Source organism: Providencia sp. AGC89 (genome assembly GCF_053543535.1).
The window spans coordinates 107,748-128,817 of record NZ_JBIXLP010000091.1 but is presented as its reverse complement, the minus strand read 5'-3'; the positions used below and the strand labels follow the sequence as shown (position 1 = coordinate 128,817).

Here is a 21,070-nt window from a genome sequence, read left to right as displayed (position 1 = left end):
AGAGTATGATAGCGATGTAACAGTGGAAAGGTAACTATAATGAGTAACAAACCGGAATCTAAAGGGACTATGCGCTCATTAGCGGATATGCCCAAACCTATTTTGGTATTAGAAGGTGTGGGAATTATACTCCTGATAATCGTTTTACTGACATTAAATGATTATATGACATTACCTGAACCTTTAATGCAGCAAGGGGTAATAATTGCGATTATTATGGTTGGGATTGGCTGTTTAGTTCCTGCTGTCATTCATATTATTTGGCGCGCTATCCATAGTTTAAGTTTTTTAGGGATTGATAATAAACAATCGACCAAAAAGCACAGCCAAAAACCAGAATCTTTTGATGATAAACACGATGAATAGCCATAAAAAACGTGGTTTCGCTAGCGTTTCGGCTTACAATGTGTGAAAATTATTCGCTTTTCTGTTAGAGGTGAAATCAAGGCTCTAACAAACCGATATTGCATGATTATTTTGAGTTGAAGAAGGTTTATTGCCCATGGATTCTATTTGTTACCCTGACATCACAAAGTTACGTGAATGGCTAGACCAACTCAAAACCTCTTATTTCGAGTGTGATTCCTGCGCAGCATTGCATTTACCTCATATGCAAAACATAGAGGGTATTTTTGATGCGAAGCTCGATATTTTAAATAATGTTTTGGTACTGTCTGCATTAGCCGAGTTGAAACCAACGGCTATTGTGACGCTTGTGGCGAATATCAGCCAAATCAATGCCAGTTCATTAACAGCTAAAGTTTTTCTTGAAATTAACGATGAAAACTTACCTAAACTCGTTGTGAGTCAATCATTTTCCTTAGAAGCAGGAATGACTTACCGACAGTTTTGCCTTTTTGTGCAGCAAGCAGAAGACCAAATTTCTGCTATTGTTTATGAAATCTTTAGTAATAATCTCTTGTATGCCAATCAAGGTGATTTTAGTGAGGATGACGGCTCTGCTGAAGATGAGTCGGAGTTTTCTCCTGATGATGATAAACCTTCCATAATCCTTCACTAACTTTTTGTTATGCATTGTGAAAAATACCTCACGGGCGCATGTCGCTCGTGCCAATGGTTAGAACTGACACCAGAACAACAAATTGCTGCAAAGCAGGGGCAACTACAGGCGTTATTACCAGAAATTGAAGCTATTAAGTTTCAACCCCCCGTCACTGGCTTACAAGTCGCTTTTCGTAATAAAGCGAAAATGGTGGTTAGTGGGAGTGTTGAAAGGCCAATTTTCGGGATTATCGGAGAAAATGGGGTCGGTGTCGACCTAACGGATTGCCCATTATACCCCGCCTCATTTTCAGATATCTTTAGTGTGCTTTCCCCCTTTATCGCTCGAGCAGGGCTCACGCCGTACAACATTGAACGCAAACGTGGGGAACTGAAATATCTTTTGTTAACACAAAGCCGACACGCGGGTAGGTTTATGCTGCGCTTTGTGCTGCGTTCAGAGAAAAAACTGGTTCAGCTCAAAAATGCATTGCCTTGGTTACAAGAGCAATTACCACAACTTGAGGTGATTACGGCAAATATTCAGCCCGTACATATGGCAATACTCGAAGGCGAGGAAGAGATTTTCTTAACCCCGCAACACACATTGCGTGAGGAGTTTAATCAAGTTCCTTTGTTTATTCGACCACAAGGTTTTTTCCAAACTAATCCTGTTGTTGCAGCTAAGCTATACCAAACCGCGAGAGAGTGGGTAAAAGCATTAAATATTCATAGCTTGTGGGATTTGTTTTGTGGGGTTGGGGGTTTTGGGTTGCACTGCGCTGAAAAAGAGACCCGCTTAACTGGCATTGAAATCAGTGCTCCTGCAATTGCCAGTGCTCAACAATCAGCGAATGAACTAGGGCTACAATATGTTGAATTTAAAGCCCTCGACTCTACGCGTTTTGCTACTGCTAATCAGGATATTCCGCAGCTTATTTTAGTCAATCCACCACGTAGAGGAATAGGTAAAGCACTGTGTGATTACCTTTCTCATATGCAACCTGAATATATTCTCTATTCAAGCTGTAATGCAAAAACGATGGCACAAGATTTGAAGTGGTTGTCTGGCTATCAAGTTTGTAAGGTACAACTGTTTGATTTATTTCCACACACTGCACATTTTGAAGTATTAACATTATTAAAAATAAAATAAGACTTAAGTTGATAATATGCGTACATATTTGAGCTAAGGTCTCATTATCAATATGAATGAAGAACGATAGAATAAAAAAGCTTGGTGGGCACCCAAGCTTTTTATATAACCAATTGAATTATAATTTGTTAATTGCGGTGTTCGAAGGCTAGAGCCTTACGCTCGATTAAACGCATTAGCACTGTTAAAATTGCATTGACCACTAAATAAATAATCCCCGCAGCAACAAACGCCATGACATTCCAGCTTTGCCCAAAGATCAGTTGGCTGTAGCCCATGACATCTAGCATTGTAATCGTACTGGCAAGTGAAGTACTTTTGAAAATCAGAACGACTTCGTTGGAATAGGACGATAACGAACGTTTAAAGGCATAAGGCAAAATAATACGCATGGTTTGCATTTTACTCATCCCGAGGGCTTGGCACGACTGCCATTGGCCTGATGGAATGGCTTTAACTGCGCCATGGAATAACAAAGTGGAATACGCTGCACTGTTTAGTGCTAATGCGAGCATCGCACATACCCATGGGGTCGAGATAAACTCCCAGAGCATTGGATAATCCTTCAACGATTTAAACTGGCTTGGACCATTATATATTAAGAAAAACTGTACCAATAAAGGCGTGCCAGTAAATAGCGTGATATAGACTTTAACCGCTTGAGAAACCACGGGGGTCTTAAGCGAGAGAATTAAAGTAAATAATATCGCTAAAAGAAAAGCCACAATAAGAGCACTAAACGTCAGTGATAAGCTGGTTGGTAGCCCCGGAAGAATATCTAAAATTAAATCAATCATTTTGATTCACCTCGCTCAAAGCGAGTGGTACGCAATTCAATACGTTTTAAGATAACTTGACTGACTAACGTAATAGCAAGGTAAATCAACCCTACAATGGCGTACCATGTGAAAGGTTCGTGAGTTCTATTAACGATTGTTTTTGTTTGTAGCATTAAATCATTAACACTGATGAGTGAAACTAACGCAGTATCTTTTAATAATACAAGCCATTGGTTACCTAATCCAGGAAGTGCATGGCGCCACATTTGCGGCATAATGAACCGAAAGAAAATAGTGCGTTTGTTTAAACCTAATGCAAAACCGGCTTCCCACTGACCATAAGGTACTGCTTTTAAAGCTCCTCTCAATGTTTGTGATGCATAAGACGCATATAACAAGGCGAGGGCAATGACACCGCAGACAAATGGGGTGTAATCAAATTCACCGCTATCAGCAAAGAAAATGCTAGGGTCAATTTGAATAGTGGTTTGCCAAAAACCGAGGTTTATATCGAACCCATCACCAAGCAAATTGATCAGTTGTAATGTACCAAAGTAGACAAACAACACGACCAGTAATTCAGGTAGACCACGGATCAAAGTAACCCAGCAAGTCCCTAAAAAGGCAATAGGTTTAAAACGGACGGACTCCCACGCAGTAAATAACATGGCGAGGATCAGCCCTAAAACCAGTGCAGAAACAGCAAGGCCGACGGTGATACCGGCGGCACTTGTTAAAAATAGAAAGTTGCTCATTAATTATATCAATTACTGTTGAAACCATTTTTTGTGGATAGCATCATAAGTGCCGTCTGCTTTAACTTCAGCTAAGGCTTTATTCATTTTATCCAGTAGCTCTTTATTTCCTTTACGAACAGCAATACCTAGACCAATACCGAAGTATTGTGGATCAGTGACTTTTTCGCCAACAGCCGTTAGGTTTTCATTACCTTTCGCTTTTAACCACTCATCAGCAACAGCGGTGTCACCAAAGACAGCATCAATACGGCCATTTTGTAAATCTAAAATGGCAGATTGATAGTTATCATAAGGAACGGTTGTCATCCCTTTATGTTGTTCCATGATGTATTTCTGGTGAGTTGTCCCATTTTGCACACCGATTTTTTTGTCTTTTAGTTGATCAACCGAAGAGATTTTTTCTTTTACTGCGATAAACTCAGCAGAGTTAGGGTAGTAGGTTTCAGTAAAATCGACCTGTTGTTGGCGCTCAGGGGTAATATCGATACCAGCCATCAATGCTTCGAAACGACGGAATTTCAAGCTAGGGATTAAACTATCAAATGATTGGTGAGTAAATGTGCAAGTTGCGTTCATTTTTTCGCACATTGCATTGGCTAAATCCACATCAAAACCCACAATTTGGTTATTTTTATCAAACATTTCAAACGGTGCATAAGTTGCTTCCGTTGCAAAACGAATGGTTTCTTTTTCTGCAGCAGTTGCTGATAGGGTTACTGCGCCTAGTAGCGCGGCTAATATAATTTTTTTCATTGCTTAATCCTATATCTATTAATGTGACAGATAATTTGCAAATGCTTCAGTTTGAGGCGCCGCAAAATGGCTGGCGTCTCCTTGTTCTACAATATGACCGTTTTCCATGTACACTACACGGCTAGCGGTTTTACGTGCAATTTCTACTTCATGAGTCACGATAACTTGTGTAATGCCTGTTGCTGATAATTCGCGGATAATATCGACAACCTGTGCGGTTATTTCAGGGTCAAGCGCAGCCGTTGGTTCATCAAACAACAGAACCTTAGGCTCCATCATAAGCGCCCTTGCAATTGCAACACGTTGTTGTTGACCACCAGATAAATGTAAAGGATAGCGGTCAGCAAATTGAGATAAACGTAGGCGTTCTAACAGCTTAGCCGCTTTACTTTGTGCTTCTTGTTTCGATAACTTTAATACACGGCAAGGGGCTTCAATTAGGTTATCCATCACATTCAAGTGAGGCCACAGGTTATATTGTTGGAATACCATGCCGACATTTTGACGCAATTCACGGATAGATTTCGCATCGGGTACCGATGAAAAGTCAAATTGCTGACCGACAATATTTAAATGGCCAGAACGTGGCATTTCCAATAAATTGAGAACACGCAGTAAAGAGCTTTTACCTGCTCCACTTGGCCCGAGTAATACCATGGTCTCACCTGCAGAACACTCTAGATTGATATCAAAGAGAGCCTGATGGGAACCATAGAAACAGTTGATGTTTTTTAATTGAATGCTCATGCTTACCAATAATATCTTTTTTCACTACCTGCGATATTAATCCCATGAGCATATTTATGCAATAATTTATGCATAAAAATTTGGTTTTTACGCTAAAATTATTCTGTTTTCTCAGTTGGATGCTCTATCGGCTGTTGCTTAGCGAGTTGTTTATCCCGTTCAAAAGCCAGTTCACTAATTCGCTTCGCCATACCTTTAAAAATAAATAAGTGTGCTGGCATCATGGCAAACCAATAAAGCAGACCACAGAAGCCAGCTGGGTGCCACCAAGCTCTAACATCAATTGAGCGGCGGTTACCGCTATCATGAATAGTAAATGTCAGCCGCCCAAGGCCCGGTGCCTTCATACCAAATAGCAAACTAAGTTGCTTATTAGGTTCAAGGTTTATGACACGCCAACCATCTATTTCATCGCCAAGTTGCAGCTCTTCGCGATTGGGACGCCCATATTTAATTTTATTCAACATCATATCATCCATGATGGCGCGGGTTTTCCAAAGGCCGTTGGCATAAAAATAACCATCTTTGCCACCAATTTGTTGAACGACATGCCAAAGAGATTCGCTGCTAGCGATGGTACCAAGCGTTGCACCTGCTTGTTTTGGATAAAAACCATAGCCCGGTCGCCAACGCTTGCGAACTTCAGGGTCGTATCCCCAATCTGCATTATCGACGGCATCCGCTTCTTCCGCTAAGGTTGCCCTGACTGCGTCATCGAAAGAAATTAAGGTTTGAGGGATCAACTCGCGTAGTGCTTTATCATCAGCAGGAAGGTCATGTTGTAAGCCTTGGATTAGCTCCTTAGCAATTGAAGGTGGTACTGAGGTGATAAGGCTAATAAAATGCACCGAAATCATACTAATTGGAATTGGGATAGGGATCAGCAAACGGCGTTTACCGCTGACTTTGATAAATCTTTTGAATAGCTCTTGGTAGCTTATATATTCAGGGCCGCCTGCATCGAAAATTCGGCTTTCTGTTACCGGCGTTTTTGCCAGTTGTGTTAAATAATATAGAATATTGGATAGGGCGATTGGAGATGATTTTGAACGCACCCAGCGTGGTGGGGTTAAAATAGCCAAGTTATAAACCATATCCCGCATAATTTCGAAGGCTGCTGAACCTGGCCCAACAATAATAGAAGAACGGATTTCAGTCACAGGGATATGACTTTCACGCAAGATATCGCCGGTTAAACGCCTTGCGATAAGGTGTGGTGAATAGGTATGGCCGTGCTGCAATGCGCTAAGATAGATAATATGCTTAACATTAGAGCCTTCAAGAGCCTGTTGTACATTACGTGCTGCTGCGCGTTCCCGCTCAACCAGATTAGCTTGGTCTGCCATGCTGTGTACTAGGAAATAAACAATGTCGATATCTTCCATTACCCCTTTTAAAGTTTCGGGGTCGTGAAGGTCAACATAAATGCATTGGGTATCATGCCAACCTTGAGATAGCATCCAATCAACACGACGAGCCCCAGCAATAACGTCATATCCTTGTTCAATCAGCTGGGGAATTAGGTTTTGCCCAATATAGCCGCTAGCGCCCAACACTAAAACACGTTGTTTATCTGTCATGTTAATTTCCTGTTTCACGCAAATTAACCGCTATTGTGACTGAAATTTTACCTATGTAAAGAAGGCCATAAGAATTGGCGTAATAAGACTAAGTACGAAGCCATGAACAATGGCTGCTGGGACAATAGACACCCCACCGCTACGTTGCAAAACGGGGAGGGTAAAATCCATTGAGGTTGAGCCACAAATACCCAGTGCGGTTGAGCGATAACGGTTAATAATCATTGGTATCAACATAATTGCAGCAAGTTCACGAGCTAAGTCGTTGAAGAATGCTGCACTTCCCATTACAGGGCCGTAAGCATCGGTTAAGACAATCCCCGTCAAGGAATACCAACCGAACCCAGAAGCAAGAGCTAGCCCCATTTTAACAGGAATACCTAATAAAAATGCAGCAAGCGCGCCACCAGCCAACGCACTGACTGCCATCACGAAGGCAATTGTTGTGCCTCTGCGGTTAATTAAAATTTGCTTGATGCTCATGCCGCTATTACGTAGCTGAATCCCAACCAATAAAAGCAGTAGCATCAACGCTAACTGGCTGCCTTTATCTGCATAGTGTAGAAAATCAAAGCCAGTTAGCCCAACAACAAACCCTAAAAGCAGTACACCGCAGAGCTGTAAGGATTCGAATACCATCTTGAGGCGTGAAGGAGGTTTTTCTTGTTTATGCTGAGGAATTTTCCAAGGGTCAAGTTTATCTAACAATAACAGCGAGATAACATTTAGTGAAAATATACAGGCAAAGAAGGTAACGGCATAAATTAAAATAGAAATTAAGTGAACACTTAAGTTTTCGAGCAGTGCAAGCGTAATACCCATTAAAAATAAAATAACATACACCATTGAGTTCAATGATTGATGGACACGATGGAGTATTTGTTTGTTTTTTATAGGAATAAGATAACCGAAAGTTAACGGTAGAAGAATAATTAAAAGTCCTGAATACATGGCCGCATCCTTAGAGGTTATCCCATCGACTAGGTAAATATAAACAAGGCGTTATGCTTATTTTTCTTTATTTAAGTTATCGCAGCACAAACCTGATTTAACGCACCGTACTAAAAGGGCTTTTCGCCATAAAATTTTTTATTGGTTAATTCATCGAAAAGCAAGTTAAAAATACTAAAAATAAAAGTTTTACTATTTTATAACACTGCAATTAGATGCTCAATACAGTTAGCTGTTTTGTTGTGAAGATTTTTTATTTCTCGTACATATATATAGTAATAAACAAGCTTAATCGGTAAGCTCTAAATATTGTCCTTTAGTATGCTCAATCATTGGCGCTATCTTGTACTGGTGGTTCCAAGTGAATTAAAAATATTCCAAGGAGAGAGATATGTATCTGGAACGTGTGGAAATATATGGATTTAGAGGGATTAACCGGCTGTCTTTAGAACTTAATAACAGCACAGTTTTAATCGGTGAGAACTCATGGGGTAAATCCAGTTTACTTGATGCTCTTGATATTCTTCTCTCCCCCGAGCATAAAGATTATCAATTCACTTTACATGACTTTCATCATCCAGCAGGGAATGATGATTCACGTTATCGTTCATTACAGATTGTTTTAAAATTTTGTGAGCGCCGTAAAGGCCGGCATCAGTCATATCGTTTCCATAATCTTAGCTCCGTTTGGGTCGATAATGGTGATGACCTTAAGCATATTTTTTACCGAGTGAGTGCTGAACTCAAAGATGACAATACTGTCGTGGTTGATAAAAGCTTCTTAAATTCAGGTGGTAATAAATTATCCTTGGATAATGTAGGGAAATACATAAAAGAAATTGTTCGGCTGTACCCCGTTATCCGTTTACGAGATGCTCGTTTCTTACAGTCGATTAACCCAGAAATAATAGTGACTGGGCAAAAAGAAATGCGGGATATGTTTAATGCTCATATTAAGGAATTAACAAGTGCGTTAGTTAAGAACCCTGAGCGCCTGAGTGATGATGATTTAGGGGCGGGTATCGATGCAATGCAGCAATTATTGAGCCATTATTTTTCAGGGCAAACTGCACATATTATTAAGACAGACAATTCACTCATAAATATTCAACCTCGCAAACAAGGTTGGAAAGCACTGGACAATATTAATCGTCTTATCGCAAAACCAAACCAACGAAATATCCGTTTAATTATCTTAGGGATGTTTTATTCATTATTACAAGCCAAAGGTAATATTCACTTAGATAAACATGCGAGGCCATTGATTATTGTTGAAGACCCTGAAACTCGACTACATCCGATTATGCTCTCTATTGCTTGGGGGTTATTTAGCCTGTTTTCACTTCAACGTATCACGACAACCAATTCAGGTGAGCTACTTTCACTGGCGCCTTTGGAAGATTTGTGTCGTTTGGTGCGCAATACGAATAAAGTATCTGCTTATCGTTTAAATCAAAATGATTTAAGCCCTGAAGAGTTACGTAAAATCTCTTTCCATATTCGATTTAACCGGCCATCTGCACTTTTTGCTCGTTGTTGGTTATTGGTTGAAGGGGAAACTGAAATTTGGCTAATGAGCGAGTTTGCAAGCCAATGTCATTATTACTTTGAAACGGAAGGCATTAAAGTTATTGCGTTTGCACAAAGTGGCTTGAAGCCGCTGTTGAAATTTGCCAATAAAATGGGGATTGAATGGCATGTGTTGACGGATGGTGATGAAGCGGGGCGTAAATATGCCGCTACTGCAACGCATTATGCGAATAAAATCAATTCGCCAGATAGGGATAGGCTAACGATGTTAACCGCTCCAGATATGGAACATTTCCTATATCGCGAAGGGTTCAGAAGCCTATATCATGAAATTGCAGATATTCCTGATAATGCAAAAGTCTCAACCAGACGGGTGATCATTAAAGCGATTTCCCGTACTTCAAAACCTGATTTAGCCTTAGCCACCGTAAATCGGGCGGCAGAGTTAGGGCCTGATAGCATTCCACTGCAACTGAAAAATATGTTTTCTCGTGTTGCATGGCTTGCAAGGGGAAAAGCTAATTAAGCTGAGATAACAAAAATAGGTATGTTGTTGATTGATTATTTAACCTAGGAAAAGTTTAGCCTGCTATGTGTTTAATCAATTGATAACTTAAGTTATATATTATGAACATATTGAATTAAGCCAATATGTTAAGTTGAAACATTATTGTTATCTTACAGTAAGTTATTTTAGAGGGCGCAGCCCTCTTTTTGTTCATAGGAAGCAGGTATAAATGAAGGTAAAGCCTAAAAAAAAGTGGCCTCTTTATTTGGTGATAATTATTGTTGCCGCTGGTATCGCTGGGTTTCTCTTTAATGATAACGATCCAGAAGTTTTTCAGACCGTTGATGTCACTCGAGGCGATTTGGATAAGCAAGTTCTCGCTACAGGTAAACTCGATGCGGTACGTAAAGTTGATGTCGGAGCCCAAGTAAGTGGTCAGCTACAAACGTTATATGTTAAAGAAGGCGATTACGTCAAAAAAGGTGACTTACTTGCCGTTATTGACCCTAAAAAAGCCCAAAATGATGTGATTGAATCCGAAGCAACGACTCGCGAGTTAGAAGCTAACCTTTCCTTAGCTCAAGCTGAGTTGCGTTTGGCACAAGTCACGTACCAGCGTCATGTTAGCTTGGCAAAGTTACAAGCGGTTGCACAACAAGATTTAGACAAAGCAAAAACCGACGTTGAAGTAAAAAAAGCCCAAGTCGCGACTTATCAAGCGCAAATTAAACGTAACCAAGCCACTTTAGACACCGCGAAAACGAACCTAAAATACACGCAAATTACTGCACCAATGGACGGTATTGTTACTTTTATTAAAACATTACAAGGGCAAACAGTAATCGCAGCCCAAGAGGCACCAACCATTTTAACGCTTGCTGATTTGGATACTATGTTGGTGAAAGCTGAAGTCTCTGAAGCTGACGTAATTTACTTAGAGCCAGGGCAAGGGGCATCGTTTACGGTGCTTGGCGCACCAGATAAAAAATTTTCAGGCCAGCTAAAGGATATACTGCCGACACCTGAAAAAATCAATGATGCTATTTTCTATTATGCGCGGTTTGAAGTGCCTAACCCACAACATTTATTAAAATTACAAATGACGGCACAGGTCAAAATCGAATTAGACTCACGTAAGAACGTTTTGTTATTGCCTCTATCTGCATTGGGAGATCAAATTTCGCCACAAACTTATGAGGTAGATATTCTGCAAGGTAATAAAGTAGAGAAAAAACAAATTGAGATTGGTAGCCGTAATGATGTGTATGTGGAGGTCGTCAAGGGGTTAAATGATGGTGACAAAGTGATCATTGGGCACAGTGACACGGAGAACTAAAATGTCTGCGTTAATTGAGCTTCAAGGGATCACCCGTCGTTACGGTGAAGGTGAAAACCAAACTACAGTCTTGAAAAATGTTTCACTGAAAATTAATGCAGGTGAAATGGTTGCAATTATTGGGGCATCAGGGTCTGGTAAATCAACACTGATGAATATTATTGGTTGTTTAGACAAACCATCGTCAGGGGATTACATCGTTGACGGGCAAAATATTGCCACTTTAGATAACGACCAACTTGCTGAGCTTCGACGCGAACATTTTGGCTTTATTTTTCAACGTTATCACTTATTGAGTCATTTAAGTGCAGAGCAAAATGTTGAAGTCCCCGCTATATATGCGGGAGCAGGGAAGGCACAGCGCCGCGAACGAGCCGCGCAATTATTACAACGCTTAGGGTTAGGTGAACGCATCAACTACCGTCCTAGTCAGCTTTCTGGTGGCCAGCAGCAACGAGTCAGTATTGCAAGGGCACTGATGAATGGTGGGCAAATCATTTTAGCTGATGAACCGACAGGCGCACTCGATAGCCATTCTGGCGAAGAGGTGATGAAAATCTTAAAAGACCTCTGCGCTCAGGGGCATACCGTAATTATTGTCACCCACGACCCAAAAATAGCTGAGCAAGCGGAGCGGGTTGTTGAGATTAAGGATGGTGAAATTCTTCGTGATTCGGGGGCGGTAGCAGCTGTTCGTACTAATTCGCTACCAAAAGCTGCTAGCCGTAAACTGTCTTTAAGTCAGGTATATGGTCGGTTTAGTGAAGCTTTATTGATGGCTTGGCGTGCAATGGTCGTCAATAAAATGCGTACTTTGCTGACAATGTTAGGGATCATCATTGGTATCGCTTCGGTGGTATCGATTATGGTTATTGGTGATGCAGCACAAGATATGGTTTTGAATGATATAAAATCAATTGGAACTAATACCATTTCAATTTATCCCGGGGAAGATTTTGGCAGTGATGATGCGCAAAATCGTCAGTCTTTAAAAGCCGCAGATATTGAAGCCTTAGCAAAACAACCTTATGTGTATGCGATTTCAGGAGAAATCAATAGTTCGACTCGCCTAAGAAAGGGAAATTTAGATGCGGCGGCACAGCTTTTAGGTGTTGGGCGCGGTTATTTTGATGTCTATGCGTCAAAGTTTTCAGAAGGCATGAATTTTACGCAAGATATGGTGGATAGGCGTGCGCAAGTTGTTGTGATTGATGCGAACACGAAACGACGATTTTTCCCTAAGCAAGAGCGTGTGGTGGGCGAAACTTTGTTAGTTGGTAATATGCCTGTTACCGTTATTGGGGTGCTTGAAGAGAAAAAATCAGCTTTTGGCTCAAGCAAGTCATTATCAATTTGGCTGCCAGATACCACAGTGAACAGTAAAATTATTAATCGCCCTTATTATGATAGTTTCACGGTTCGGGTAAAAGAGGATTATGACGCTAAAACGGTAGAGCAACAATTAACTCGTTTACTGACATTGCGTCATGGTAAGCAAGATATATTTACTTTTAACCTTGATACTTTTGTTAAAGCAGCTGAAAAAACAACGAGAACAATGCAGTTATTCCTAACTTTAGTGGCTGTTATTTCACTCGTGGTCGGGGGGATCGGGGTGATGAATATCATGCTTGTTTCGGTGACGGAGCGAACTCGTGAAATAGGCATTCGTATGGCTGTGGGGGCAAGGACCAGTGATGTCATGCAGCAGTTTTTGATTGAGGCCATTTTAGTATGCTTAATGGGGGGGCTGCTAGGAATTGGATTGTCCTATGGCATCAGTTTATTGGCCCAAATGGCATTGCCCGGCTGGACTTTTTCCTTTGACCCTATGGCGCTAGTGAGTGCGTTTGCTTGTTCAACAGCGATCGGGGTTATTTTTGGCTTTCTACCCGCACGCAATGCCGCTCGATTAAATCCGATTGATGCATTAGCGAGGGAGTAATTAACCTATTAATATTTTCCTCTGTATTGGGTTATACAATACAGAGGAAATTGCTTTAGTGTTTTTTAAGGCGGTTTAATATCTGACCTTTCCAATCAATATAGATATCATTTTCCTTATAAGTAGGGTATTCATGCATTGAAGTTTTGCCTATTTAAGAATATATTTACATCATGTTACAGTTCCGTTTAATGGAACTGAGTTCCTCGATTAAATTCTGCTAATTAAATGCTCCAAATTTAACCTATTCATTTATCAATGAAATTTTTTCTCGCTATATGTATTCCCTCATTTATTTAAATATTTCATAATAAAAATATTGTCTGAAAAGATAAATTCTACTTGCGAATTGGTAGCGATCATGGATATTATTTGCTTGTAGAATAAATGAAACCTAGTTCCACATAATGGAACTTATAATAAAGCCAGTAAAAAACTAAGCAAAGACAACCACACAGCAGGTGCGAATATGGCGAATAAAGTAGGTGAAGATTATTCTTTGGCTCGGGTACCCCAAAGTGCTCGTAGACCATTCTATGAAGTGTTAATTCTACGAATTGGTGCACTAGCTTGTGTTTCACAAGTCATGTTAGGTGCGGCGCTCGGGTACGGGTTAACTTTTTGGCAGGCGTTTTGGGCAACCATGCTTGGCTCTGTAATTTTGCAGGTAGTCAGTTGGGGGCTTGGGGCGGCTGCATGTCGCGAAGGTATGTCGATTAGCCTACTCTCTAGGTGGGCGGGTTTTGGTAAGTTAGGTTCAGCTCTGATTGGTGGCGCAATTGCCATTTCTTTAATGGGTTGGTTTGGCGTACAAAATGGCTTCTTCGCGGATGGTATGTATAAAGCGACTAACGTGCTAACACCAGGGACTTGGTCACTTATTACAGGTATTGCGGTGACGGTTATTACAGTATATGGGTATCGATTTTTATCTATTACTGCAAATATCTCAACGCCGCTATTTTTATTCGCATTAGGTTGGGCGACGTATAATTTATTATCAGGTCAGGATATTGGTACTCTTATCAATGACACTGAACCCGCCGGGCCACTAATGACAATGCCAGCTGCAATCACGATGGTTGCTGGCGGTTTTATTATTGCAGCGGTGACAACACCAGACATCAGCCGCTTTATGAAAGCCCCTAAAGATGTGTTTTGGATGACGCTCATCGGCACTTTTTTTGGAGAGCTTCTGGTAAACATGATAGCGGTACTGATGGCACTTTCATTACGTACTAGCCAAGTGTTTGATTTAATGATGGCATTGACTGGCCTATTAGGTGCATCGATTGTTATTTTTTCAACAATAAAAATGAATGATATCAATCTATACTCATCATCTTTAGGTTTCTCAACACTACTCAATGCGATTTTTAATAAACGTTTTGACCGCCGTTATTTAACGTGGGTGATTGGTATTTTTGGGACCATCGCTTCAATGTTAGGGATTTTAGACAATTTTATTGGCTTCTTAATTTACCTTGGAATAGCAATCCCTCCTGTCGCAGGGATTATGGTTGTTGACTACTATATCTTAAAACGAGACCGCAAAGAGCTAGATACTACGCGTGCACAGGGCATATTGCCGCCTAGTTGCGAAGCGTATAACCCCATTACTTTAATTGTCTGGTTAATTGCCGTCATAGTCGGATGGGGAACATCAGAGTTAGGGCCATTTAATGCAGATTACGGTATTCCAGCACTTAACTCATTAGTTACGGGGGCTATAGCTTATTGGGTTGCCATGAGCTGGCAGGCAAAAGCAAAAGGTGTTGAAGCTGTGCATTTTCGCCAAGTCTCTAATTTGGATAAGGATTAAGCAATGTCAGGTACAAAAGTTAAAGTTGCTTTGGCTCAGTTTAATTCTGAACTCGGTAATAAGCAGAATAATTTGCAGCGCATGGCGCTAATGTGCCAACAAGCTGCTGATTCAGGGGCGAAGCTGGTTTGTTTCCCTGAATTAGCAACAACAGGTTATCGTGGTGATTTATTAACTACAAAACTCTGGGACTTAAGTGATTCAGAGGGCAGCGAAACCTATAACTTATTTAGTGAACTTGCGACCCGCCTTAATATTACCATCGTTAGCGGTTTTGTTGAGCGTGGCGACTATTTAGGTGACATATATAACTCTGTGGGGGTTTGGAACCCAGGGTGTAAAGGGGTTAGCGGTATATTTCGCAAAGTCCATGCTTTTGGTTTAGAAAAACAGTGGTTTGGTCGTGGTGACAGCTTCCCTGTATTTGACACACCAATAGGGAAAATTGGCATCATGATCTGCTATGACATGGGGTTCCCTGAAGTCGCTCGTATTTTAACGCTACAAGGGGCCGAATTGTTATTAGCCCCCTCTGCATGGTGTGTACAAGATAAAGACGTTTGGGATATCAACAGCGCTTGTCGAGCACTGGAAAATGGTACCCACTTACTTGCTGTAAACCGTTGGGGCCATGAAGAAGACCTCCATTTATTTGGTGGAAGCAAGGTATTAGGCCCTCGTGGACAAGTTCTTTATGAAGCAACTCATGCAGGTGAAGAGCTATTAATTGGTGAAATTGATTTCTTAGACCAAGCGCATACACGCCTTAAAGTACCTTATCTAAGAGATAGAAAACCACAAAGTTACGGTGTATTAACCCAAGGTTTAGGGTCATGAGTATTTTATCTAGTGTCGTTGATGTTTATCAACTGTTCCTGCGTACAGGCGCAGAGCTAACAGTAACAACGTTGGTAAATGAATTAGGTATGCCAAAGAGCTCCGCATCACGCCTTTTAAAACAGATGGCAGAACTAGGGCTGTTAGAAAAGAAAAATAATGCGCCAATTTATCGGCCTGGCTTATTGATTATGGAATTAGCTCACCGAGCGAGGGGGATGAACCCTTTAATCGATATGATGCTTGAAGCGCTTGATGAGCTTGCTAAAGATAGCGGTTTTACCAGCTATGTATCCGCACTTGATGATGACATGGTGCGTGTTGTCCATGCGCGTTTTGGCAATAGTATGTTGCAAGTGGTTACCCAGCCGGGGACTCGTTTGCCTATTCTTGGTACTTCTACGGGGCGTGCGTTGTTATCTAGGCTACCGTTGAATGAAAGGTCAGAAATTATTAGTCGTGAGTCAAAAGATGAGCAAGAAAGGTTGATTCAACAAATGAACCTCATTGCTGAGCGTGGCTGGGAGTTCTCGATGAATGAATCTGTAGCTGGTGTTGCTTCTGTATCCAGTACCGTTTTTGACCCATCGCAAAATTCATTATATGCACTGTGTTTAAGTTTGCCTGAAATGCAGATGAACAAAGAGGTTATGGAGCAATTATCCACTAATCTTTGCCATAAGGCTGCTTATCTAGGTTGTATGGTTGGCGACCCTTACTGGCTACAAAAAAGTATCAAAAAGTAGTGAAATTATGTCATGTAGTAAAGTAGGTAGTAAAAGTAAGTAGTGAAAGTAAAGAGTAAATTATAAGCAGTTTATATCGTTAGTACTTTATTTTAAGTGCGTGAATAACGCCTTCATCAGGAAAAGGTGAGACCTCAGCAATAAGTGGTTTCACATGGGGTGAAATGGGGAAACCTAGCTTTATTGGGCTAGTTATCCCCAAAGTAGCCCTTCATTTTTATAAAAAATAATTAAAATTGAAGGAAATACAATGAGTCTAAAACAAACTCTTTGCGTTTACGATTTAATCGATAGCGCTAGTGTTAGGGGTGAAGACATTGTTGCATTATTCCAGGGTTTCCCACAAATTAATGTCACGTCTAAAACAGTCAAGGATCTTAAAGGTCAAAGTGATTTTGTCCGTATTCATATTCCTGGCACACAAGGTAAATCACAAGGTAAAGGTGCTCCAACACTGGGGATTATCGGCCGCTTAGGTGGTATTGGTGCTAGGCCATCTCGAATTGGTGTTGTTTCTGATGCTGATGGAGCCATAGCTGCAGTTGCGGCAGGTCTTAAGTTAGCAGAAATGCATGAAAAGGGGGATAAACTGGCAGGGGATGTGATTATCACAACTCATATTTGCCCTAATGCCCCAACGCGCCCTCATACACCTGTTGATTTTATGGATTCTCCCCTTGAAGATGCGACGATGAATCAGCATGAAGCAATTCCTGAGGCGGATGCAATTTTGTCGGTAGATACGACAAAAGGGAATCGTTTACTGAACCACAAGGGGTATGCGTTATCCCCTACAGTAAAAAGTGGTTATATCCTGCCTGTGTCTGAAGATTTGATCCGCTTAATGGAGTGGAGTAGTGGGCAAAAGGCAGTCACGTTCCCGTTATCTATTCAAGACATAACGCCTTACGGTAATGGCCTTCATCATATTAATAGTATTTTACAACCTGCGGTGTCAACATCAGCTCCTGTTGTTGGTGTGGCCATTTGCTCAGATACCGTCGTACCGGGTTGCTCCACAGGGGCTAGCCATGAAGTTGATATTGCGGCGGCTGTAAAATTTATGATTGAAGTTGCAAAAGCGTTTACAGAAAACCAATGTAAGTTTTATGACGTTGAACAATATGCATTATTAACGTCATTGTATGGTGATATGTCCCATCTGCAAACAGCGGGTGGTTGTGCGGCTAAAAAACCATTATCTGATAGTTAAGTTATAAATAGCCACAGTTAATTATTGACGTCATCAATGATATTGAAATAATTAACTGTGCTCTATTGCACAAAGTGTTAAATTGTACAACGTATTAATTTGATTCAGTATTATCAGGAAGAGTACTCTCAACTTCAATTGGAATAATCAGATCCGCATGATTACCTTTTGGCCCAATCGTTACGCTAAATTGCACTTTTTGACCTGCTTTTAAAGTCCGATAACCATCCATTTTAATGCAGGAATAATGAGCAAAAATATCTTCTCCGCCATCAGCCGGGCAAATAAAACCAAAGCCTTTTGCGTTATTGAACCACTTAACGATACCCGTCTCCATATTTTATCCTTTAGGTTTGCAAATAGTGTTTTACAGACATGTATAAAATACACACAACAACTAAGTATAAATACTCTGTTGATTGCTCGTAAAACATACTGTAGTAAATTGCCTTATAAGGTCAAGAGGCGAGTCTCAGTAATTATGGTAAAGTGTTAAGAATTCGATAAGCATTGACGGCTATTTTCTGTGATATTTGATATGGCTCACAGATTGCAAATCATAGAAGTGAGAGCGATTGCCATGCTACACTGTGGTTTATAGTACATATGATAAAAAATGACATACTAATCTAACCGTATAGTTTGATGGCATTATCAACTTGATTGGTGAAATCGTTGATAATAAAGACTATGCTAAAATTGAAATTTAACATTTAGTAAGACTGAGCAAGAAAGTAATGAGCGATTTTCTGGGCACATTTAAAACAGACGTCATTTTTAAAGATGAAGTAGAGCAAACCTTACAGCCACCATCGATGTATAAGGTATTATTAAATAATGACGATTATACTCCGATGGATTTTGTTGTCGAAGTGTTACAAAAATACTTTTCTTTTGATGAAGAACGCGCTACACAGATAATGTTAGATGTCCATATTCAAGGAAAGGGAGTTTGTGGAATTTTTACCGCAGAGGTTGCTGAAACAAAAGCGGCGCAAGTCAATACTTTTGCTCGTGAACATGAGTACCCTTTGCTTTGCACTATAGAGAAAGTTTGACTGGTTTAATATCAATTTTGGGAGGTGCTTATGCTCAATCAAGAACTGGAGCTTAGTTTAAATGTAGCTTTTACAAAAGCGAAAGATAGCCGCCATGAGTTTATGACAGTAGAGCACCTATTGCTGGCGTTATTGAGTAATATCTCTGCGCGCGAAGCTCTAGATGCTTGCAAGGTTGATCTTGTCGCGCTGCGCCAAGAACTGGAACACTTCATCGCGCAAACTACACCTTTGTTACCCGAAAATGATAACAGAGACACCCAACCTACTCTGAGTTTTCAACGTGTATTACAGCGAGCTGTTTTTCATGTGCAGTCATCTGGGCGCAACGAGGTCAGTGGTGCGAATGTCTTAGTCGCTATTTTTAGTGAACAAGAATCTCAAGCGGCATACTTATTGCGTAAGCATGATGTCAGTCGCTTAGATGTCGTCAATTATATCTCTCATGGCACAGTAAAAGGTGAGGGGCCTTCATCTGAACAAGATATTTCCCCGAGTAGTACTCCAAATGAAGAACAGCCGGTCTCAGAAGACCATATGGATAACTTCACGACTAACCTGAACCAGCAGGCTAAAAAAGGGAATATCGACCCACTGGTGGGACGGCAGGCAGAATTAGAGCGTACGATCCAAGTGCTATGTCGCCGCCGTAAAAATAACCCACTATTAGTCGGGGAGTCTGGCGTTGGTAAAACAGCAATCGCAGAGGGCTTAGCGTGGCGTATTGAGCAAGACGATGTCCCAGAAGTGATGAAAGGTTGCACTATTTATTCATTAGATATTGGCTCATTATTAGCGGGCACCAAATACCGCGGGGACTTTGAGAAACGCTTTAAAGCGCTGCTAAAAATGCTAGAAAAAGACCCGAAGAGTATTTTATTTATCGATGAAATACATACGATTATCGGTGCGGGTGCTGCATCCGGTGGCCAAGTTGACGCCGCTAATTTGATTAAGCCTTTGCTATCAGGCGGGCGTATTCGAGTCATTGGCTCAACGACATATCAAGAGTTTAGTAGTATTTTCGAGAAAGATAGGGCGTTAGCGCGTCGTTTTCAAAAAATTGATATTGTTGAACCTACACCAGAAGAAACTATTCGTATCATCACTGGGTTAAAGCCTAAGTATGAAGCGCATCATGATGTGCGTTATACCGCTAAAGCTATCCAAGCTGCTGTGGATTTATCTATTAAATACATCACAGACAGGCACCTACCAGATAAAGCAATTGATGTTATTGATGAAGCTGGAGCCCGTACGCGGCTTATTGCACCAAGTAAGCGTAAAAAAACCATTGGTGTACCTGAAATAGAAACCGTGGTGGCACGTATTGCACGTATCCCAGAAAAAACGGTTTCATCGAGTGATAAAGACAAACTGAAAACCCTTGATTCGCGTTTGAAAATGCTCGTATTTGGCCAAGACAATGCGATCAATGCATTATCGGAAGCCATTAAAATGAATCGAGCAGGTTTAGGGGTAGACAATAAACCTGTTGGCTCGTTTTTATTTGCAGGTCCAACTGGGGTTGGTAAAACAGAAGTCACCGTTCAATTAGCTAAAGCACTAGATATCAAACTATTACGATTTGATATGTCTGAGTATATGGAGCGCCACACAGTTAGTCGTTTAATTGGTGCACCTCCGGGCTATGTCGGGTTTGACCAAGGCGGTTTACTGACTGATGCCGTTATTAAACATCCACATTCAGTGGTGTTATTGGACGAAATCGAAAAGGCACATCCTGATGTGTTTAATATTCTGCTGCAAGTAATGGATCACGGCACATTAACCGATAATAACGGCCGTAAGGCTGATTTTCGTAATGTAGTGGTGGTGATGACAACCAATGCTGGTGTGCAAGAAACACAACGTCGTTCCATTGGTTTTGCTGACCAAGACAACAGTACTGATGCGATGTCTGAGATTAAAAAAGTATTTTCTCCAGAGTTTCGTAATCGTCTAGATGGCATTATTTGGTTTAATTCGTTAACGCCTGAGATTATCACGCAAGTGGTTGATAAGTTTATTGTTGAATTACAAGTACAACTTGATGAGAAAGGGGTATCCATTGAGGTGAGCTCAGCGGCTCGCCGTTGGTTGTGTGAAAAAGGTTATGATAAAGCAATGGGCGCCCGACCTATGGCGCGCGCAATTCAGGATAACCTGAAAAAACCATTAGCAAATGAATTGCTATTTGGTTCATTAACCAATGGCGGCTCTGTAAGTATCGGGCTTGATGAAAAAAGTAACACACTGACATACAGCTTCAGTAGCGTGCACAAGGCCTCTCCGGAGGATGCGGTATTCTGACGAAATAGACCACAGGTGTGTCATGCACCTGTGGTA

The 21,070-nt window shown here is 40.9% G+C and carries 19 protein-coding genes; 12 read left to right on the top strand and 7 right to left on the bottom strand.

The features are described from left to right. Nucleotides 1-39: 39 nt before the first annotated feature. The 3 genes from ACIPUA_RS20400 (at nucleotide 40) to rlmC (ending at nucleotide 2,158) form a co-directional block, all read left to right on the top strand. Nucleotides 40-366 (top strand): YbjC family protein, encoded by a 327-nt coding sequence (locus tag ACIPUA_RS20400; protein WP_042846531.1) that lies wholly within the window; start codon nucleotides 40-42, stop codon nucleotides 364-366. Between the two features lie 136 nt (nucleotides 367-502). Further along, the gene (locus tag ACIPUA_RS20395) at nucleotides 503-1,021 is read left to right on the top strand and encodes a YbjN domain-containing protein (protein WP_042846530.1); all 519 of its coding nucleotides are present in this window, start codon (nucleotides 503-505) and stop codon (nucleotides 1,019-1,021) included. Nucleotides 1,022-1,030: 9 nt separating this feature from the next. Then, nucleotides 1,031-2,158 (top strand): 23S rRNA (uracil(747)-C(5))-methyltransferase RlmC, encoded by a 1,128-nt coding sequence (gene rlmC, locus ACIPUA_RS20390; protein ID WP_449060087.1) that lies wholly within the window; start codon nucleotides 1,031-1,033, stop codon nucleotides 2,156-2,158. A gap of 128 nt (nucleotides 2,159-2,286) precedes the next feature. On the opposite strand, the gene artM is transcribed toward rlmC, so the two are convergent. The 6 genes from artM to ACIPUA_RS20360 form a co-directional block, all read right to left on the bottom strand. Beyond that, nucleotides 2,287-2,955, bottom strand: coding sequence for an arginine ABC transporter permease ArtM (artM, locus tag ACIPUA_RS20385; protein ID WP_048606531.1), 669 nt, complete (start codon nucleotides 2,953-2,955; stop codon nucleotides 2,287-2,289). Beyond that, nucleotides 2,952-3,692 carry an arginine ABC transporter permease ArtQ gene (gene artQ, locus ACIPUA_RS20380; protein WP_042846526.1) on the bottom strand — a complete coding sequence of 247 codons (741 nt, stop codon included), beginning with the start codon at nucleotides 3,690-3,692 and terminating at the stop codon, nucleotides 2,952-2,954. Before artQ ends, artM begins: the two co-directional genes overlap by 4 nt. A 12-nt stretch (nucleotides 3,693-3,704) precedes the next feature. After that, nucleotides 3,705-4,448: an arginine ABC transporter substrate-binding protein gene (gene artJ / locus ACIPUA_RS20375; protein ID WP_042846525.1), complete on the bottom strand. Its 744-nt coding sequence runs from the start codon at nucleotides 4,446-4,448 to the stop codon at nucleotides 3,705-3,707. An 18-nt stretch (nucleotides 4,449-4,466) separates the two neighbouring features. Beyond that, nucleotides 4,467-5,195 carry an arginine ABC transporter ATP-binding protein ArtP gene (artP, locus tag ACIPUA_RS20370; RefSeq protein WP_042846524.1) on the bottom strand — a complete coding sequence of 243 codons (729 nt, stop codon included), beginning with the start codon at nucleotides 5,193-5,195 and terminating at the stop codon, nucleotides 4,467-4,469. A 98-nt stretch (nucleotides 5,196-5,293) separates the two neighbouring features. Then, nucleotides 5,294-6,775 carry a DUF2867 domain-containing protein gene (locus tag ACIPUA_RS20365; protein WP_042846523.1) on the bottom strand — a complete coding sequence of 494 codons (1,482 nt, stop codon included), beginning with the start codon at nucleotides 6,773-6,775 and terminating at the stop codon, nucleotides 5,294-5,296. A gap of 51 nt (nucleotides 6,776-6,826) precedes the next feature. Beyond that, nucleotides 6,827-7,726, bottom strand: coding sequence for a lysine exporter LysO family protein (locus ACIPUA_RS20360; protein WP_042846522.1), 900 nt, complete (start codon nucleotides 7,724-7,726; stop codon nucleotides 6,827-6,829). 391 nt (nucleotides 7,727-8,117) lie between these two features. Between ACIPUA_RS20360 and ACIPUA_RS20355 the strand changes: the two genes are divergently transcribed. From ACIPUA_RS20355 to ACIPUA_RS20325, 7 genes are all read left to right on the top strand, one after another. Beyond that, nucleotides 8,118-9,782, top strand: coding sequence for an ATP-dependent nuclease (locus tag ACIPUA_RS20355; RefSeq protein ID WP_042846521.1), 1,665 nt, complete (start codon nucleotides 8,118-8,120; stop codon nucleotides 9,780-9,782). A gap of 211 nt (nucleotides 9,783-9,993) precedes the next feature. Next, a complete protein-coding gene (gene macA, locus ACIPUA_RS20350; protein WP_449060086.1) occupies nucleotides 9,994-11,100 on the top strand; it encodes a macrolide transporter subunit MacA in 1,107 nt (368 codons plus the stop codon). Nucleotide 11,101: 1 nt separating this feature from the next. After that, nucleotides 11,102-13,045, top strand: coding sequence for a macrolide ABC transporter ATP-binding protein/permease MacB (gene macB / locus ACIPUA_RS20345; protein ID WP_449060085.1), 1,944 nt, complete (start codon nucleotides 11,102-11,104; stop codon nucleotides 13,043-13,045). Nucleotides 13,046-13,514: 469 nt separating this feature from the next. Next, complete coding sequence (locus ACIPUA_RS20340; protein WP_042846518.1) at nucleotides 13,515-14,867, top strand: purine-cytosine permease family protein; 1,353 nt, start codon at nucleotides 13,515-13,517, stop codon at nucleotides 14,865-14,867. A gap of 3 nt (nucleotides 14,868-14,870) precedes the next feature. Further along, a complete protein-coding gene (locus tag ACIPUA_RS20335; protein WP_048606539.1) occupies nucleotides 14,871-15,704 on the top strand; it encodes a nitrilase-related carbon-nitrogen hydrolase in 834 nt (277 codons plus the stop codon). Continuing rightward, nucleotides 15,701-16,450: an IclR family transcriptional regulator gene (locus tag ACIPUA_RS20330; RefSeq protein ID WP_042846516.1), complete on the top strand. Its 750-nt coding sequence runs from the start codon at nucleotides 15,701-15,703 to the stop codon at nucleotides 16,448-16,450. The genes ACIPUA_RS20335 and ACIPUA_RS20330 overlap by 4 nt, the downstream gene beginning before the upstream one ends. 250 nt (nucleotides 16,451-16,700) lie before the next feature. Next, complete coding sequence (locus ACIPUA_RS20325) at nucleotides 16,701-17,663, top strand: DUF1177 domain-containing protein (protein ID WP_042846515.1); 963 nt, start codon at nucleotides 16,701-16,703, stop codon at nucleotides 17,661-17,663. 94 nt (nucleotides 17,664-17,757) lie between these two features. Here ACIPUA_RS20325 and cspD read toward each other — a convergent pair whose 3' ends face one another. After that, complete coding sequence (cspD, locus tag ACIPUA_RS20320; RefSeq protein WP_042846514.1) at nucleotides 17,758-18,000, bottom strand: cold shock domain-containing protein CspD; 243 nt, start codon at nucleotides 17,998-18,000, stop codon at nucleotides 17,758-17,760. 400 nt (nucleotides 18,001-18,400) lie between these two features. On the opposite strand from cspD, the gene clpS reads away from it, so the two are divergent. Together clpS and clpA are read left to right on the top strand one after the other, a co-directional pair. Then, complete coding sequence (gene clpS, locus ACIPUA_RS20315; RefSeq protein ID WP_042846513.1) at nucleotides 18,401-18,721, top strand: ATP-dependent Clp protease adapter ClpS; 321 nt, start codon at nucleotides 18,401-18,403, stop codon at nucleotides 18,719-18,721. A 30-nt stretch (nucleotides 18,722-18,751) separates the two neighbouring features. After that, nucleotides 18,752-21,034: an ATP-dependent Clp protease ATP-binding subunit ClpA gene (clpA, locus tag ACIPUA_RS20310; RefSeq protein WP_048606557.1), complete on the top strand. Its 2,283-nt coding sequence runs from the start codon at nucleotides 18,752-18,754 to the stop codon at nucleotides 21,032-21,034. Nucleotides 21,035-21,070 lie beyond the last annotated feature (36 nt).